General features: G+C 61.7%; 16 protein-coding genes and 4 pseudogenes. 8 read left to right on the top strand and 12 right to left on the bottom strand.

Annotation, left to right across the window (positions count from 1 at the left end; all coding sequences use genetic code 11):
* Nucleotides 1-121: 121 nt before the first annotated feature.
* From C2R25_RS14850 to C2R25_RS14830, 5 genes and pseudogenes are all read left to right on the top strand, one after another.
* Nucleotides 122-1,144, top strand: a pseudogene (locus C2R25_RS14850) (IS3 family transposase); the annotation flags it as partial.
* 332 nt (nt 1,145-1,476) lie between these two features.
* Nucleotides 1,477-1,665 (top strand): hypothetical protein, encoded by a 189-nt coding sequence (locus C2R25_RS14845; protein ID WP_103729956.1) that lies wholly within the window; start codon nt 1,477-1,479, stop codon nt 1,663-1,665.
* Between the two features lie 209 nt (nt 1,666-1,874).
* Nucleotides 1,875-2,318, top strand: coding sequence for an Lrp/AsnC family transcriptional regulator (locus C2R25_RS14840; RefSeq protein ID WP_158250685.1), 444 nt, complete (start codon nt 1,875-1,877; stop codon nt 2,316-2,318).
* On the top strand, nt 2,315-2,824 hold the full coding sequence (locus tag C2R25_RS14835; RefSeq protein ID WP_103729954.1) for an Lrp/AsnC family transcriptional regulator: 510 nt from the start codon (nt 2,315-2,317) through the stop codon (nt 2,822-2,824). The genes C2R25_RS14840 and C2R25_RS14835 overlap by 4 nt, the downstream gene beginning before the upstream one ends.
* 96 nt (nt 2,825-2,920) lie before the next feature.
* Nucleotides 2,921-3,592: a TetR family transcriptional regulator gene (locus tag C2R25_RS14830; protein WP_233204025.1), complete on the top strand. Its 672-nt coding sequence runs from the start codon at nt 2,921-2,923 to the stop codon at nt 3,590-3,592.
* Nucleotides 3,593-4,026: 434 nt separating this feature from the next.
* Here C2R25_RS14830 and C2R25_RS14820 read toward each other — a convergent pair whose 3' ends face one another.
* From C2R25_RS14820 to C2R25_RS14805, 4 genes are read right to left on the bottom strand one after another with little or no spacing between them, the layout of a single operon-like run.
* Nucleotides 4,027-4,185, bottom strand: a complete 159-nt coding sequence (locus C2R25_RS14820) for a nitroreductase family protein (RefSeq protein WP_103729952.1) — start codon at nt 4,183-4,185, stop codon at nt 4,027-4,029.
* 50 nt (nt 4,186-4,235) lie between these two features.
* Nucleotides 4,236-4,634 (bottom strand): EthD domain-containing protein, encoded by a 399-nt coding sequence (locus C2R25_RS14815; RefSeq protein ID WP_103729951.1) that lies wholly within the window; start codon nt 4,632-4,634, stop codon nt 4,236-4,238.
* Nucleotides 4,631-5,299, bottom strand: a complete 669-nt coding sequence (locus tag C2R25_RS14810) for a nitroreductase (RefSeq protein ID WP_103729950.1) — start codon at nt 5,297-5,299, stop codon at nt 4,631-4,633. Before C2R25_RS14810 ends, C2R25_RS14815 begins: the two co-directional genes overlap by 4 nt.
* A 40-nt stretch (nt 5,300-5,339) precedes the next feature.
* Entirely contained in the window at nt 5,340-6,368 is a 1,029-nt protein-coding gene (locus C2R25_RS14805; RefSeq protein WP_103729949.1) for an NADP-dependent oxidoreductase, read from the bottom strand.
* Nucleotides 6,369-6,673: 305 nt separating this feature from the next.
* Between C2R25_RS14805 and C2R25_RS14800 the strand changes: the two genes are divergently transcribed.
* The 3 genes and pseudogenes from C2R25_RS14800 to C2R25_RS14790 all read left to right on the top strand — a co-directional run bounded on the left by C2R25_RS14800 (nt 6,674) and on the right by C2R25_RS14790 (nt 8,820).
* Nucleotides 6,674-7,585 (top strand): phosphotransferase family protein, encoded by a 912-nt coding sequence (locus C2R25_RS14800; RefSeq protein ID WP_158250684.1) that lies wholly within the window; start codon nt 6,674-6,676, stop codon nt 7,583-7,585.
* A gap of 3 nt (nt 7,586-7,588) precedes the next feature.
* Nucleotides 7,589-7,975 carry a DUF6285 domain-containing protein gene (locus tag C2R25_RS14795; protein ID WP_103729947.1) on the top strand — a complete coding sequence of 129 codons (387 nt, stop codon included), beginning with the start codon at nt 7,589-7,591 and terminating at the stop codon, nt 7,973-7,975.
* Nucleotides 7,976-8,298: 323 nt separating this feature from the next.
* Nucleotides 8,299-8,820: pseudogene (locus C2R25_RS14790) on the top strand (acyl-CoA dehydrogenase family protein).
* A 177-nt stretch (nt 8,821-8,997) separates the two neighbouring features.
* Here C2R25_RS14790 and C2R25_RS14785 read toward each other — a convergent pair.
* From C2R25_RS14785 to C2R25_RS21030, 8 genes and pseudogenes are all read right to left on the bottom strand, one after another.
* Complete coding sequence (locus tag C2R25_RS14785) at nt 8,998-10,230, bottom strand: acyl-CoA dehydrogenase family protein (RefSeq protein WP_103729946.1); 1,233 nt, start codon at nt 10,228-10,230, stop codon at nt 8,998-9,000.
* Between the two features lie 10 nt (nt 10,231-10,240).
* Nucleotides 10,241-11,245 carry a nitronate monooxygenase family protein gene (locus C2R25_RS14780; RefSeq protein WP_103729945.1) on the bottom strand — a complete coding sequence of 335 codons (1,005 nt, stop codon included), beginning with the start codon at nt 11,243-11,245 and terminating at the stop codon, nt 10,241-10,243.
* The gene (locus C2R25_RS14775; protein WP_103729944.1) at nt 11,246-13,576 is read right to left on the bottom strand and encodes an enoyl-CoA hydratase-related protein; all 2,331 of its coding nucleotides are present in this window, start codon (nt 13,574-13,576) and stop codon (nt 11,246-11,248) included.
* Between the two features lie 202 nt (nt 13,577-13,778).
* On the bottom strand, nt 13,779-14,885 hold the full coding sequence (locus tag C2R25_RS14770) for an NAD(P)-dependent alcohol dehydrogenase (RefSeq protein ID WP_199183848.1): 1,107 nt from the start codon (nt 14,883-14,885) through the stop codon (nt 13,779-13,781).
* Nucleotides 14,886-14,929: 44 nt separating this feature from the next.
* Nucleotides 14,930-15,103: a CoA transferase gene (locus C2R25_RS21040; protein WP_233204022.1), complete on the bottom strand. Its 174-nt coding sequence runs from the start codon at nt 15,101-15,103 to the stop codon at nt 14,930-14,932.
* A gap of 249 nt (nt 15,104-15,352) precedes the next feature.
* Nucleotides 15,353-15,580, bottom strand: coding sequence for a CoA transferase (locus tag C2R25_RS21175; RefSeq protein WP_255400464.1), 228 nt, complete (start codon nt 15,578-15,580; stop codon nt 15,353-15,355).
* A gap of 121 nt (nt 15,581-15,701) precedes the next feature.
* A pseudogene (locus tag C2R25_RS21170) lies at nt 15,702-15,902 on the bottom strand (CoA transferase); the annotation flags it as partial.
* Nucleotides 15,903-15,977: 75 nt separating this feature from the next.
* A pseudogene (locus C2R25_RS21030) lies at nt 15,978-16,100 on the bottom strand (3-hydroxy-2-methylbutyryl-CoA dehydrogenase); the annotation flags it as partial.

Here is a 16,100-nt window from a genome sequence, read left to right as displayed (position 1 = left end):
CTTCCGCTCCGCTACAGCCGCTTCCCCGCTGCCGAGAGCGTCCAGCCTCAACCATGAGGCTTTTTATTCAAACCAACTGGCCCCTTTTTAAACCGGTGCCTGGCCCAATTTTATCCCGGCGTTGACACAAAAAAAGCATGATCGCGGATGGGGGAGGCGACGAATGAGATACCCCGCATCCGAGAAGCTCGAGATCATCCGGATCGTCGAGCAATCGCACCTGCCCGCCAAGCGCACGCTGGACCAGCTCGGCGTTGCTCGCCGGACCTTCTACCGCTGGTATGATCGCTACCTTGAAGGCGGGCCCGAAGCGCTGGCAGACCGGCCATCGACGCCGAGCCGGGTGTGGAACAGGATCGCGCCCGAGGTTCAGGATCAGATCGTCGACATGGCTCTGGAACACAGCGAGCTATCGCCGAGAGAGCTGGCGGTGCGCTTCACCGACGAGAAGCGCTACTTCGTGTCCGAAGCCACGGTCTACCGCCTGCTCAAGGCCCACGACCTCATCACCAGCCCGGCCTATACGGTGATCAAGGCGGCAGAGGCGTTCCACACGAAGACCACGCGCCCGAATGAGATGTGGCAGACCGACTTTACCTACTTCAAGATCATCGGGTGGGGCTGGATGTATCTGTCGACCGTGCTCGACGATTACTCGCGCTACATCATTGCATGGAAGCTCTGCACCACCATGCGAGCCGAGGACGTCACTGACACGCTCGATATGGCGCTAGCAGCCTCAGGCTGCGATCACGCCAACGTGCTGCACAGGCCCCGCCTGCTCAGCGATAATGGCCCCAGCTACATCGCTGGGGAACTGGCCGAATACATCGAGGCCAACAAGATGAGCCACGTGCGCGGCGCACCCTTCCACCCACAGACCCAAGGCAAGATCGAGCGCTGGCACCAGACCCTGAAGAACCGCGTGCTGCTAGAGAACTACTTCCTGCCCGGCGATCTCCACCAGCAGATCGAGGCCTTCGTCGAGCATTACAACCACTGCCGATACCACGAGAGCCTCGACAATGTGACACCTGCCGATACCTACTTCGGCAGGGCTCCTGCCATCATCAAACGAAGAGAAAGGATCAAGCGACAGACACTCGAATATCGGCGCTTGCAACACCGCAGGCTCGCCGCCTAAACATCAAACCAAGACGAGGCCCACACTCCGTAACTCTACGCCGCGAGTTGTGCCAAATGTTCTGACGACGGACACTTGATTTGGCGTCTGTTCCCGTACCGGGCCGAACTATACGGGCACCGCGCAGGGGCTTGCGTGACAGCCATAGGACACAACTCAGACACCTTTTCCGCCGATAACTTCCAGTCCGCCACGTTCAGCGGCGTCGATGATGCCACGCTTTTCACTGGCACGGACGGTCTGTCGTTGCGCGGTGGCCGGATGGTGATCAATTCACCCAAACTCGGGCCCTCGAATTTGAGGCGAAAGGCTATGGCAATGTCTGGCTGGAGATGGGCGACAAACATTTCGAGATGGCCACGCCATGCACGATCGGCTGTGGAAACCGCGGTGGCGGGGGGCTGATCAATACCATCCTGAACCCGCGCAACGGTAATGATCGGCCTGAATTAGTGGAGAATGGAAAGCTCGACCATGGCCTTTATCAAAGCCGTGACGGCATGAACCTGCGCAATCCTTGACCGATGGGCAGGAGTGTCCTGCGTCGTCGGCCTAGGCCGGGGGCAGGGCACGCCATCAGGCGTTCTTCGTCGCGAGGCGGGATGCGTGCCCTGCGTGCGAGTGCGTCCCGATGTTCTTCTTGCCAGCCGCGGCGCTTTTCTGGCAGGCCCCGGGCTGTCGGCGGGCATGCAGGGAACGGAAAGTGGCAACCAGGTACAAACGCGGGGAGGTGAACGACGAAATAATCAAGATCCTTCAGACCGATCCCGCGACGAGCAACAAGGAGATTGGAGAGCGACTGAACATCTCCGAAGTCACGGTCGCCTCGCGGATCCGGGCAATGGAGGAAGACAATATCCTGCGGGTGATCATGCAGCGTGATCTTCAGTCCTACGGTTTCAATGCGAGCGCGTTGCTGGCCATCGGCGTCCATGGCCGTCCGGTGGAAGAAGTGGCCGAAACGCTCGCCGAGATCGATGAGTGCATTTCAGTGTCGATCTGCCTCACAGCGCCCGATATCCTGGTGCAGCTAGCCGCTCTGAACGACAGGGATGTGCAGCAAATCGTCGAAAACCGCATCTCGACCATTCCCGGGATCGCGCAGTGCGAGGTTACGATCAATCTGCAAATCATCAAGATTGACAACCGCTACGGCAGCGTGGATGTCTCGTGATCAAGACTGACGAGACCGACGAACAGATTATCGGCATCCTCACGAGCAATGCGAGGGTGAGCAACCGCGAAATCGCACGCATTATCGGCCTTTCCGACACGACCGTGCGCAAGCGCATCCAGCGATTGAGCTCGGCAGGCGCGGCGAAAATCACCGCCATCGTCAATCCGGCCTATGCGGGGCTGAAGGTCATCACCTTGGTTCGCTTGCGGACGGTGCCCGCTGCCGCGCGGGCGATCGCCGAGCGAGCCGCTGGCTTCGAGGCCGTCAACTTCGTTTCATTGACGGCAGGTTACTTCAACGTGGTCACCTTGGTGCTGACTGAGAATGAGGAAGACGCGGGGCAGCTCATCCATGCCGAGTTCAAGCAATGGGACGGAATCCAGGAGATCGGGGCCGTACGTGTGCTGAATTCGGTGAAGCACCGGCTGGACTGGGTTGTGATCAATCACGACGAAGAAGAGCCGCCATCGCGCCCCAACCTGATGCGAGGCCGGCAGAAGTAAATGCGCCGAGGCGAGGGGTCTGCGCGAAAGTTTGCCGTGGAATGGCGGTGCGCGCCTGAAGGCGTGAAGTGATGCGCAATGCCGAGGGGGAATGGAATGTCATCTGATAACGGACTCCCGATGCGCGAAAGCGGAACGATGAAACCTAACGAGATTTCGCGCGACCTGACTGCACGCGAACTGCTGCTGAACGCAGCCTGCGATCTCATGGTTGAACGCGGTGTTCACAACGTCGCTTTGGGCGATATCGGCGATCGGAGCGGACTGAACCCGGCGCTGATCGCATATTATTTTGGCAATAAGGCCGGCATGATGCTGGAACTATTGCGCATGATACTCCGCCCCGGGATCGAACAGATGCAAGTCTTAGCCGATCGCGAATATGCGCCGGCTGAAAAGCTGCGAATCCATGTCGCCGCCATGGTCGATGTCTACTTTCGCTACCCTTTCATCAATCGTCTGATGCATCAGCTGCAGATGGACGACATGGACTATTTCGGTGCTCGCATAACCGCTGAGTTTTCGCGCCCTGTAGCCGAGGCTCAGGCCCGCATTCTCCAGCAGGGTGTTGCGGCGGGGGATTTCAAGGATGTCGATCCGATGATCATCTTTGTCCAGATTGTCGGATCGTGCGACCAGCTTTTTACCGGCAGCTATCAGCTCGAATATATCTTTGCGACGAAGGTGGTGGACCAAGACCTGAAGCGTCGGTTCGTCGACCACCTGGTGACGACCCTGCTGCGCGGTATCGACCCTCGACAGCCCTGATCCCGTGGACGATCCAGTGCGAGAGCTTGCCGCCCATCGCCGATGGTTGATCATTGATCGCGCGAAGGCCGCTCTGTCCTTTCAATGCGATGTCGTGTCTCGGTGACGACTTCTGACTACCCGTTCTGATCCGAGTGACAACCGACGAAAAGCGTGGCATGGGCCAGCGGGTTTTGAAAGGCGCGAAGTCATTGCCGAAAAATGCGCGGTCATAGGTAATGACGATCGCCACGGGTGCATCGAACTGACGAAACAGCGCAGAATTCAGCCCTCTCGCGTATCGTTGGCGTCACGCGCGATCCCCATGGCGCCGAAGAGCTGCATTGCAATGGCGATCTAGCCTTCGCAGTGAACTCCTTCAGGGGAGCCGCTGATCCTGAACTCTCGAGATATGGATACCCCGGCAGGTGGCGCTTGAAATTGTCGCGGCAAATTCATGCCAGTGGTTCGCCGGTGCTGATGGTGAAGTTCCACGGATGCGTATCGACCGACGACGGCGCCCGGATGGCCGATGTGATTACCTCCTCCACGAGTGTGCGTGACGCTGGTTTGCGTGCAAAGCTGCGAATGGAGCGCCTCCCGATGACCGACATCGTCGAATTGCCCGACGGTTCGGGATCGATCGCTGTGTCAAACGGCGTGGTCAGGACGATCGGTCGGGGCGGTCGGAGTCGGCGATGATCTCGCGCTCTATTGAGTAGAACAGCGGTGAACTGGCAAGATCGATGAATTTGCGCTCGTCCTCCAGAAGGGTTCTGCCTGCACGGCGCACGTTCTCATCCGAACCAAGTGCAAGCAGCGCCTCCACGCTGTCGTACCAAAGCTCCGCTACCCCGTCGTAAGGCTCCACTTCGCCCTTGCGCGCAACGATCGCCGGTTGCAGGCCCGGATGCTGGAAAGCATGGCTCTGCACATATCGGCGGATGCCGAGTATCGGTGCGACCTCGCGTACAAGCGGGGCATGTTTTTCGTGCCAGTACTGTTGAAACTCCTGCTGCGTCATGTGCGCTGCGCGGCGGAGGCAGAATATTATCTTGATCATCGGTGGACCTCCAAGAATTCATCAAGCGGCGCGCGCGACGGCACGAAAGCATTGGCGGGCTCCGCCTCGTCCTTCCAGCCGATCGCCATACCGGTGAAAAGCATGTGATCCGAAGGCGCACCCAGGAATTCGTCGATCGTACGTGGATAGATGGCCCAGCATTCCTGCGGGCAGGAATCGAGCCCCTCCTCGCGCAGCAGCAACATCAGCGTCTGAAGATACATGCCCAGGTCGGACCATTGCGGCGGTCCGTTGTTGCGGTGGACATAGCAGAACAAGCCCGCCGGAGCGCCGAAGAACTGGAAGTTGCGGGCGAACCATTGGGCCCGCGCCTGCTTGTCCTCTCGCGGGATGCCAAGTCGGGCGTAAAGCGCTTCCCCCACCACGAAAGTTCGGCTGCGATAGGGCTCTACCATCTCGCGCGGATAGATATCGTATTCGCTGCCTTCGCCAGTCGACTGTTCGGCCACCTTGCGCGCCATCAATGCCTTCAGTTCGGCCATGCGGTCGCCAATCACAAGGTGAATGTGCCAGGGCTGGATATTGCCACCTGAAGGCGCCGCCGCCGCCTTCTCAAGCAGGCGTCGCAAGAGATCGAGTTCGACCGGCTTGTCGAGAAATCCGCGTACCGAGCGTCGGCTGGCGACCGCTTCGCTGACGTTCATGGCTGCCGCTCCGCACGGACCCACGTTCGAGACCTTGCCATCATCCCTTTCCCGGCACATCGGACAAGGCCACCATCAACTTGCCGTCATGATCGCCGGTAAACAGGCGGTCGAGCGCCGAGGGGGCATTCTCCAGCCCTTCCACGATATGGTCCTTCCAGCGGATCTTGCCTTGCGCAACCCACTGCGACAAGTCTGCCATGGCTTCACGCGCACGGCCGAAGTAGTCGATCACGATGAACCCGCGAATGGTGAGGCGTTTCATCAGGATGCGTCCGAAATCCGTCGGCCCTGGCATCGGGCCCTCCTCGTTATACCCCGATATGAGGCCGCACAGCGCCATCCGACCATTGAGACGCAGGCGCGAGAAGACCGCATCCATGATCGGCCCGCCGACATTTTCGAAGTTCATGTCGATCCCGTCAGGGCAAAGACGGTCGAGCGCTTCGCCGACGTCGTCGTCCCGGTAGTCGATTGCGGCATCGAACCCCAAGTCGTCGACCAGCCATTTGCACTTTGCCGGTCCGCCCGCGATGCCGATCACGCGCGCGCCCTTGATCTTGGCAATCTGTCCCACGACAGAGCCGACCGCGCCTGCCGCTGCCGACACCACAAGCGTTTCGCCCGGTTTGGGATCGCAGATGTCGAGCAGGCCGAAGTATGCGGTCAATCCCGTGGATCCCAGAACGGACATATAGGCGCTGAGCGGCACGCCATCGGCCTGGCGGACGCGGCCGGTCCTGCTTTCGTGCGAAACGGAGTAAAGCTGCCAGCCGCTGTCGCCGGGAAATACGACGTCGCCTGGCGCAAATCGCTCTGAGCGGCTTTCCTCCACCACGCCCAGCGTACTACCACGCATCACGCTGCCCAGCTCGACTGGCGGCAGATACTGCTCGCGATCGCTCATCCACACGCGGTTGGTCGGGTCGAGGGAAAGGTACACGTTGCGAACTAGCACTTCACCGTCCTGCAAGGGCGGAACCGGCGTGGATTGCAGCGACAGGTCGCCGGAATCGACGGTCGTCGTCGGCCGTTGCTTGAGGACCCACTGCTTGTTGATATAGGTCATTTCCGTTGTCTCCCGCCGCAATCGCGAACGCGATGTGACTTTCTATCGGCTCAGTTAATCGATTGCATAAACAGGTTGTATCGGCGCTGCCAAGGGGTCAATAAGCAATGTCGAAAGTTGTGGGCGGCAAATGCGCCCGCCGGTTCGGCGGCGTGGCGAGGGGCCGGGGAAACGGCAATACAACGGGAAAGGCGAGATTGGCGGGCGAGAGCATGGCAAGCGAGGCAATCGTTTTGGATGAAGAAGGCCTCAGTCGGACCGCGGATCGCATGTTGCCGTCCGGGGGAAGACTTCGCGGTTTGCGCATGCTTTCCGGCGGGGCCAGTCAGGAAACCTGGTTCTTCGAACTTGTCGAGGCCGGTGACGGCCCGGTGCACCGCCTCGTCCTTCGTCGCGCACCAGGCGGCTGCTACCAGCATGCCACGGCGGCTGGCCTCGAGGTAGAAGCCGCCGTCATCCGCATTGTAGGCAGGAACGGGATCCCGGTGCCGACCGTACGCTACGTGCTCGAGCATGGCGACGGTATCGGGCGTGGCTTCGTCACCGATCACGTCGACGGCGAAACCATTGCGCGCAAGATCCTTCGCGATGACGCCTTCGCCCGTGTCCGCCCGACGCTGCCCGCCGCCTTCGGATCGTTGCTGGCGCGGATCCACGCAGTGCCGAAAGGCGAGCTTCCGCAACTGCGCCTGACCGGCGCCGCAGCCACGCTGAATATCTTGCGAAACGAAGTCCGTCGGCTGGATATGCCGCGCCCGGTCTTCGAAGTCGCGATCCGCTGGCTCGAGGATCACATGCTCGACGACCGCGAGCCTGCTCTCGTGCACGGTGATTTCAGGCTCGGGAACCTGATCATCGACGGGCACGGGGTCGCGGCGGTGCTCGATTGGGAGCTGGTTCACCTTGGCGATCCGATGGAAGACATCGCCTGGCTTTGCGCAACGCCGTGGCGTTTCGGCGCGGTCGACAAGCCGGTTGGCGGGCTCGGTACGCGCGAAGATCTGTTTGCGTCTTACGAGGCGGCGGGCGGGGCGATCGATCGCGCGCGGCTGCGCTGGTGGGACGTTTCCAGCGCCCTGCGGTGGGGCGTCAACTGTGCAGCGATGGTCGCGCAATATCGGGACGGAACCGACACCTCGCTGGAACGGGCGATGATCGCGCGCCGGGCATCCGAAAACGAGGTCGACCTGATGCGCTTGCTATACCTGGGGGACTGAGCCGTGCAGGACGAACCGACACCGCACGAAATCCTAGGCTCCGTGATCACCTTTCTGCGTGACGACGTGCAGCCGCAGCTGTCCGGGTATAGCGGGTTCCAGATGCGGGTCGCCATTAACGCCATCGAACTGGTCCGCCGAGAGCTTGCGGTTACTCCCGCCCATCGGATGGAGTTGAACGCGATGCTTGTCGCGCTGCTGGCGCGCGAGGGTTCGACGGCAGATCTTGCCGCAGAATTTTCGCGGCGGATCGCGGAGCGCCAGATCGATCCACAGGGTCCGGCGGTTGAACGATGCCTATGGGCCCTGACCGACGCCAAGATCGAGGTCGATCAACCGAAATATGCAGGACACCTGCGCGCCAAGGCGATGCGCGCAGCAGCTAAATAGAGAGTGGCTTTAATGCAATTCGACCTGCCGCCCGAGCTTGTGACCTAGCGCGAACGCCTCCACGCAGTCCGTGAGGCCGAGATCCGCCCGCTGGAAGAAGCCGACGTCACGCCCTTTTCGATCATCGCCGCGAACACGCGCGGACGGACTGGGACAATCAGGGCCTTCGCCGGAAGAAATGGGAAGAGCCGACGGTACCCGAAGACGCGCTTTGCGGTCCGCAGGACAGCGGACTGCCGCTGCCGCAACCCATTGGGCTCGAAGGCCACATCCGGCAGGCCGCCAACTCCCTTGGTATAGCCTCTTATCGTGTCGAGGAAAAAGTGAAGTACGCCCCCGCGCGCAGGCCTTTCGGTCAGAAACTGGTCCGCAAGCAGGTGATCCAGTTCCCGCTCGTCGAAACGGCAACGCAGTGAAAAATGCTGCGCAAGCTAGCCCGCAGGACCACGTGGGAAATGCATCAGATCCCGCATCCAGTAGTGGAAAAGAGATTCTCCAGCAAAGAAAGGATGTGCAACCATCGAGCGAATTGTCTGCGTTGCGAGGCGGCGGATCGCGCGATGCAGGTTCAAGGCGGCATCGGTTATTCGCGACAAAAGCGGTTCGTCCATATCTATCGCCATCATCGCCGCCATCGCATCACCGAGGGATCGGAAGAAATCCACATGCGCAGGGTAGGTGCCTATCTGTTCAGCCATCTCGGGCCGCCGGCGACAGGAACTGGGACCCATTACCGCCGAGGGATGTCTATTATCGCAACGGCCGGATCCAGCCCTGAGCGCCTTAATGGGGGGCGCACGAGATCTGGGAGGGGATGGAGAGAGGCAGCGGCAGATGATCGATAGCGAGACACCGCCAAAGGGCGAAACGATTGGCGCGATGATCGCTCGCCTGGCGCGGGAGCACGCGGGGCCGTGTCCGGCTTTGTATCGCTCGGTTCGCCCGCAAGCGGAACGAGGGCATAGCCATTGAGGAGTCGGACCGGCCTCCCGGGCTTGCGTGCCGGGCGGTCGGTTCACCGTTCACAGCCCCAGCGCGGTCTTCGCAAGGATGTTGCGTTGGATTTCGTTCGATCCGCCGTAGATCGAACCCGCCCGTTCGTTCATGTAGCGCAGCGGCGCGAGGGCCTGCCACACTTCGCCGGCGACATAGCCGTCGGCAGGCGGTTCGAAATTGATGACCGGGCCGCCGGGGCGGGTTGCGTGCGGTTGATAAGCGGTGCCGGTCGGGCCGGCGGCTTCCAATGCAAGCTCAGTGATATGCTGGCTCAACTCCGTGCCCATGATTTTCATCACCGATGACAAGACGCCCACGCTGCCGCCGTCCGTGACGGCGGACAGGACGCGCATCTCGAAAATCTCGAGCACATCGACGCGGATATGCGCCTCGGCCAGACGCGCCGCGAACAGTGGATCATCGAGCAGCGAGCCGCCATGGTCGCCTTGCAGCCTGGCGGCGGCTGCTGCCAGTTCGCCGAGGCGTACCTGTAGTTCGGGCGAATAGGCCTGACCGCCACGCTCGAACTCGAGGAGGTATTTCGCAACCGCCCAGCCCTTGTCGACCTCGCCCAGCACATTGGCCTTGGGCACGCGGACATTGTCGAAAAAGACCTGGTTCTGGATCTCTTCGCCCGAGATCATCGCCATCGGATGCACTTCGATACCCGGCGTATCCATCGGGATCAGCAGGAACGTGATCCCCTGCTGAGGCTTGCCCTCGCGATTGGTGCGAACGAGGCAGAAGATCCAGTTCGCCTCACCGGCGTGGGTGGTCCAGATTTTCGATCCGTTGCACACGAAGTCGTCGCCTTCGGATACGGCAGACATCTGCAGCGAGGCGAGGTCCGATCCCGATCCGGGCTCGGAATACCCTTGGCACCAGAAATGCTCGCCCGAAAGGATGCGCGGCAGGAAGTAGTCCTTCTGCGCCTGTGTCCCGAAGTGCGCGATCACGTGGGCCACCATGTGAATGCCCATCGGCGACACCGGCGGCGCACCGGCCTTCACCCGCTCTTTGGAGAAGATGTAGTGCTGCATCGTCGACCAGTCTTGACCGCCGTGCTCCACCGCCCAGCTGGGCGCGGCCCAGCCTCTTTCATTGAGCACGGCCTGCCATTTCATTCCCAGATCGTGATTGGAATAGACGCTGGTCATCAGGCTGCCGCCCTTGCGGATCTCGTCCGTCAGTTTTTCGGCGAAGAAGGCGCGAACTTCCTCTTCGAAGGCGATTTCGCCGGGGATGCGGTTCAGGTCCATGACTTTTTCCTCAGGCGACTCTGGCTGCAGGGCGCAGGTTTGCGCCGTCCAGCATCCGGGCCAGCCGCTCGCGGATGATGGCTTCGGCCTCGGCAATGATCGTATCGATCAGGTTGCCGACGGTGGGAATGTCCCTGATCAGCCCCATCACCGGCCCTGCGGTCCAGATGCCATGATCGGTGTCGCCGTTTTGCAGGCCCTCCAGCCCGCGCGCACCTTTGACCAGGGGCGCGACATCCTCGAATGGGCGGCCCTCGCGTTCCAGCCGGATCACTTCCTGGCTGATCGCGTTGCGCGCGACGCGGGCGCTGTTCTTGTAGGTGCGGAAGATAATGTCGGTGGCTCGCTCGTCCGCATCGACCATCGCCTGCTTCATGTTCTCGTGCATCGGGGCTTCCTGCGTTGCGCAGAAACGGGTGCCCATGTTGATCCCGTCCGCGCCCAGGACCAGCGCGGCGGCCAGGCCGCGCCCGTCGGCGAACCCGCCCGATGCCAACATGGGGATTTTCACGACGTCGGCGGCTGCGGGGATCAGGATGAGGCCGGGAATGTCGTCCTCACCGGGATGGCCGGCGCACTCAAACCCGTCAATGGAGATTGCGTCGACGCCCATCCGTTCGGCGGAAAGCGCATGGCGCACCGCGGTGCACTTGTGGATGACCTTGATGTCGTGCTGCTTGAAATGATCAACATGTTCCTGCGGCTTGTAGCCCGCGGTTTCGACGATCTTGATGCCCGCCTCGATAATGGCGACGCGATATTCGGCATAAGGCGGAGGATTGATCGAGGGCAGGATCGTCAGGTTCACGCCGAACGGCTTGTCGGTCATGTCGCGGCAGCGCGTGATTTCCTTCGTCAGCGCCTCGGGCGTGGGCTGGGTTAGAGCGGTCAAGAAGCCCAGCGCGCCCGCATTGGCGACCGGCGCAACCAGATCGGCGGTGCCGACCCACATCATACCGCCCTGCGCGATCGGATGGTCGATGCCGAACATTTCGGTAAAACGAGTGGCGAGCATTCAACGGCCTTTCCATTTGGGCGCGCGTTTCTGCGCAAAGGCAAGAGGGCCTTCTCTTATGTCGGCGGAACGGAACAGCGCCTGCAGCGCCGGATAGCCGAACTGGCTTTTTTGCGCCGTCTTGACGTCCGGTTCGTCCAGCCCTTTCATCACCGCCTGTTTTGAGGCGCGGATCGACATCGGACTACACTCGACGATCTCGCCGGCCCAACGCCGGGCAGCGGCCAGCAGCTCGTCGTGAGGGACGACTTCGTTGACGAAGCCGAGCGTACGGCCTTCCTCTGCCGGAACGCGCCGTGCGGTCAGGATGATGCCCATGGCCTGTTTCAGTCCGATCTGGCGCGGCAAGCGCAGCAGCCCCCCGGCCAATGCGGCAAGGCCGACCTTGGGCTCGGGAAGCGCAAAGACCGCCCGGTCCGATGCGATGATTAGATCGCACGCCAGCGCGATCTCGAACCCGCCGCCCATGGCCACGCCATTGACCGCAGCGATGACTGGCTTGGCCATGTCGTAGCGATCGGTCAGCCCGGCAAAACCCTTGGTGGGCGTCGGGACCATTTCGCCCATGGCCATCGCGTTGGCGGTGAACTTTAGGTCGTTGCCCGCGCAGAAAGCCTTCTCGCCAGCGCCGGTCAAGATTGCGACCCATTGATCGGGGTCGGCTTGGAATTCGTCGAATACCTCGGCCAATTCCTCGTTGGCAAAAGGGTTTAACGCGTTCATACCCTCGGGGTTGTTGATGGTGACGATGGTGATCGGCCCGTCGCGTTCCACCAGGCAGTGCCTTAGCGGGCGCTTGCTGCGATCGCGCAGCGGGCCTTCTTCCCATACCATGTTGCCGAACCCGTCGATGCGAATATGGCCATCGGTGCCGATCGGATTGCTGGCGCGATCGGCCAACAGTTTCATGCTGCTCTCGTCGTCCTTACGGACGCGAGCGATCACGCGTTTGCCCTCGGGCGTGCGACCGACGACGACCCCGTGGCGGATACCGCCCTTGGGATTGTAGTCGATGGTATACGTCTCGATCGCGGCGGGTCCGGTATAGTCCTCCACCAGTTCGGGCACCGGGCCGCGATCGGTATCCGCCCGGTCCTGCACCGAGAACTGGGGATCGAGCGGGGCCGGGCCCAGCTCGGTCGATAGTACGATGGCGTGATGCTTGGATACCACGCCGCCCTGGCCATAGAGGAGGCCGGTCTTGCCCGCACCGCTACGCAGCTTGCGCACCATCGCGCAGACGCCATGCGTCATGTAGTTGTTGAGCGGGCCGCCGAAGAAGGTGAGCCCGCCCGCCACCGTCGGTTCGACATCGTCGCGCAGCCCCAGCGTGGGTATCGCCAGCTTGGGCACGACCGGGAAACAGCTGTACAGCTCGGCCAGATCGAATTTGCCGGCATCGCCACCCGCAACTTCGACGGCGCGTTCCAGCACGGCGCGCTGTGCAGTTGAATGATCGTATCGGTCGCGCAACAGGAAGTCGCCCGGCTCGTGTGCGGCGGCGCCACCCCAGATGTACACCAGCCTGTCTTCGGGAATCCCGTTGTCGAGCGCCCACTGCTTGCCCGCCACGATAACCGCACCGGCCTGGTTGACGCTGGGGTTGGCGACCATCAGTTTCGAATAGGGATAGCTGATCATCCGGTTGCTCGAAGAAGGCGTGCCAATCTCCTCGGCACCAGGCGCGGTCCGGATCCACGCCTTCTCGTTGTCGGCCGCCACCGCAGCATAGCGCGCCCACAGCGCCGCCGATTCGGCGTTGCCGGTCTCGGGATCCTTACCCTCGGCCGCCTGCAGCGCATTCTCGTAGAGCGGATAGATGTGGACCGGATCGGTCATTCCCGCCTTTTTCGCCGACCGACTAAGCGGCAGTGAGGCGAAGTCCACCTTCACCGTCTCGTCGCGCGAGGCCAGCGGTGTCCAGTCGAGCTTGGCCTTGGCCTTGCGCGCCTTGCCCAGCGCATTAGCCGCTTCACCGCCGACGATCGCGGCAACCTGCGTCTCACCCCGCGAAATGCGCAAGGCGGCCTCATGGATCAGGCGGATCGGTGTCTCACCGCCCATGCTGGCGTTAATCGCACGCGCCGGCGAAATGCTCAGCCTTTCGCACAGCAATCCCACCGGATCGCGATAGCGCCAGCTCACCAAGCCCACCAGCTCGATCGAATCGAGCGCCTGCAAGATCGCGCCCGCACCGTCGGCATCGGCGGCTCGGATCGCATCTGCCATCAGATCGACCGGTTCACGGGCGGCGGCCGGATCGTCAGGCCGGTCGGTGATCTCGCCGATGGCGACGATAACCGGAATGTCTGAACAGCGCTCATTCGCCATGGTCAGTTCTTCCCTCCGTTCAAGCGACAGGCAACGCGGCTTTCGGCAGCATATCGACGGCTTTAAACGCTTGCGATGACTTGGTTTGGACGTATCTCCGCCCTAACCATCAGACAAGCTTAATTATTCGATTGATTTTGGTAATCCATCCACCTTGTACAGCATTCGTGCGCGGTGGGTAATCCTCGGCAGAGCCATCTAATCAGGGGATCAGCACCGGCTTGATGCATTTGCCCTCGTGCTGGTCAGTTACGGCTCGATTTATCTCAACAAGCGGATATGTCGTGATCAGGCGATCGAAGGGAAACCGGCCCTCCTTGTAGAGCCCTACCATGGTGGGGATGAATTCGTCGGGCACGACATCGCCTTCGATGATCCCCATCACGCGCAGACCGGTTCCGATCAGCTGGTTAATCGAAACCGGCAAGTTGTCGTTGTCGAGCGGAGCGACGCCGACCAGACCGATGGTGCCGCTGGAGGCAAGGCAGCCGATCCCGGCCGTTACCACCTCGACCCGGCCCGATGTATCGAAAGCGTAGTCCACGCCTGTCGGCATGATTTGCTTGACCGCAGCGGTAACATCGCCCGCACCGGGATCGATGGTGTGGGTCGCGCCGAGCGCGCTAGCCATTTCGCGCCTCGCGGCAACCGGTTCGACAACGATGATTGTCGCGCATTTCTGGATTACGGCGCCCATCACGGCGCTGAGGCCGACGGAACCGCCGCCGAAGATGACTAGCGAGGAACCTTCTCCGCAGGCCATTGCCCGCATCACCGAACCGGCGCCGGTCTGCACGCCGCATCCCAGCGGCCCAAGCAACTCGATCGGGACATCCTTGTCGACTTTGACCACATTGCGTTCCGACGCGAGCGCGTAAGTTGCGAAAGACGACTGGCCGAAAAAATGTGCGCTCGTCTCACGATCACCGACGTGGACTGCGCGGCTGCCATCCGGGCGACAGCCGATGTAATTGTGTTGCGGGTGGAATTGGCAATAGGCCGGATGGCCGGAGGTGCAGCGCGAACACTGACCACAGCTGTTGAACGTCAGGACGACATGATCGCCGGGCGCCACCATGGTGACGGCCGAACCGACCTTTTCGACAATCCCCGCACCTTCGTGGCCGAAGATGGCCGGCGCTTTCATGATCTTCATGCTCGATGCGAAGACGAGGTCGGTATGGCACAAGCCGGTGCCGGCGATGCGCACGATAACCTCATCATCGCGTGGATCGTCGATGGCGACAGGCTCGATCTGCCACGGCTGCGAAGGCGAATGGGCGACGGCGGCAATGGCATTGATGGTCATAAATTCCTCTCCGTTTGGTGCCCAGTGGGCGGACTTGAGGTTGTCTACATGGCCGGCTTTTGAGGCCGGCGTGCAGGAGTAGCGCTGAAGCACGGCGCCTGGGCGGGTGGCGTCACGCCTTCCACATCGACGACAGTACCTCGCGCCTGGCTGTGCGGATGGAGCGGTGCCTCGCCCATCGCCAGAACGGGCGCGAAGCACACGGCGGTATGTTCCATGGTCGCGCACCACTCGTTGCGCGTGCCTTATCGAAAGAGCAGCATCTTGCGGTCGGAAAGGTCGGGCCAGGCTTCCGGCTTCATCTGGTCGTCGAACGCCCCGTTGTCGGCAATCCCGGCCAGGCGGCGAAATTCGGCATAGAACTGCGGTTCGATCGATCCGAACGAGACAAATTTGCCGTCCGCCGTCTCGTAAGTGCCTTAGAAATGCGCGTCGGTGTCGAGCGGGTTGACTCCGCGTTCGTTCACTCAACCGTCCGTCGCGCGAAAGCCGCAGATCATGCCGGTTAGCAGGGCCGCGCCGTCGGTCACCGCACCATCGATGACTTGGCCTTCGCCACCGCGTTTCGCGGCAAGCAGCGCGGCGACCATGCCGAAGGCCATCATCATGCCACCGGCGCCAAAATCGCGGACGAGGTTGACGGGCGGCGTCGACTTGTCGCCGGCTGAGCCACAAGTATGCCGCGTGCCGGGCAGGGCAATGGAATTGATGTCCTGCCCGGCGGCGGAGGAATAGGGACCGGTCTGCCCCCAAGCCCGTCATCCGACCAATAACGAACTGCGGATTAGCCGCGAGCAGAATGTCAGAGCCAAGTCCCAGCCGCTTCATCATGCGCGGCCGAAATGCTTCGATGATCACGTCGGCACTTTGCACAAGCTCGATGACGTGCGCGATGCCAATGGGGTCCTTGAGGTCCGCCTCGACCAGCTTGCGCGAGCGCGACAGCCGGTTGCGCGGGTCGGGCGCGCTGCCCGGACGTTGAACGGCGATCACGTCCGCGCCGTGGTCAATCAGCATCATGCCGCAGAAATGGGGAGGGACCGATCCCGGTCATTCCGAAGATACGCAGTCCTTCGAGAACCCCGGCCATTTTTACTTTGGCGCCATACGGATGGCGCCGTCGAGTCTGACGTCTTCGCCGTTGAAGTATGGGTTGCGGATCATTTCTGCGGCGAGGGAGGCGTATTCTTCGGGGATGCCGAGGCGCTTGGGGAA

The organism is Novosphingobium sp. HII-3 (assembly GCF_002916655.1).
Taxonomy (GTDB): Bacteria; Pseudomonadota; Alphaproteobacteria; order Sphingomonadales; family Sphingomonadaceae; genus Novosphingobium; species Novosphingobium panipatense.
The sequence above is the reverse complement of the archived record's forward strand: the minus strand, read 5'-3'. Positions and strand labels throughout refer to the sequence as shown.

Excerpts from the sequence above, each read along its gene's own strand:
- C2R25_RS14845 (WP_103729956.1), top strand. The coding sequence starts at position 1,477 with ATGGGCGACAAACATTTCGAGATGGCCACGCCATGCACGATCGGCTGT.
- C2R25_RS14830 (WP_233204025.1), top strand. The coding sequence starts at position 2,921 with ATGTCATCTGATAACGGACTCCCGATGCGCGAAAGCGGAACGATGAAA.
- C2R25_RS14820 (WP_103729952.1), bottom strand. The coding sequence starts at position 4,185 with ATGTCGGTCATCGGGAGGCGCTCCATTCGCAGCTTTGCACGCAAACCA.
- C2R25_RS14815 (WP_103729951.1), bottom strand. The coding sequence starts at position 4,634 with ATGATCAAGATAATATTCTGCCTCCGCCGCGCAGCGCACATGACGCAG.
- C2R25_RS14810 (WP_103729950.1), bottom strand. The coding sequence starts at position 5,299 with ATGAACGTCAGCGAAGCGGTCGCCAGCCGACGCTCGGTACGCGGATTT.
- C2R25_RS14805 (WP_103729949.1), bottom strand. The coding sequence starts at position 6,368 with ATGACCTATATCAACAAGCAGTGGGTCCTCAAGCAACGGCCGACGACG.
- C2R25_RS14800 (WP_158250684.1), top strand. The coding sequence starts at position 6,674 with ATGCTTTCCGGCGGGGCCAGTCAGGAAACCTGGTTCTTCGAACTTGTC.
- C2R25_RS14785 (WP_103729946.1), bottom strand. The coding sequence starts at position 10,230 with ATGGACCTGAACCGCATCCCCGGCGAAATCGCCTTCGAAGAGGAAGTT.
- C2R25_RS14780 (WP_103729945.1), bottom strand. The coding sequence starts at position 11,245 with ATGCTCGCCACTCGTTTTACCGAAATGTTCGGCATCGACCATCCGATC.
- C2R25_RS14775 (WP_103729944.1), bottom strand. The coding sequence starts at position 13,576 with ATGGCGAATGAGCGCTGTTCAGACATTCCGGTTATCGTCGCCATCGGC.
- C2R25_RS14770 (WP_199183848.1), bottom strand. The coding sequence starts at position 14,885 with ATGACCATCAATGCCATTGCCGCCGTCGCCCATTCGCCTTCGCAGCCG.
- C2R25_RS21040 (WP_233204022.1), bottom strand. The coding sequence starts at position 15,103 with ATGGAACATACCGCCGTGTGCTTCGCGCCCGTTCTGGCGATGGGCGAG.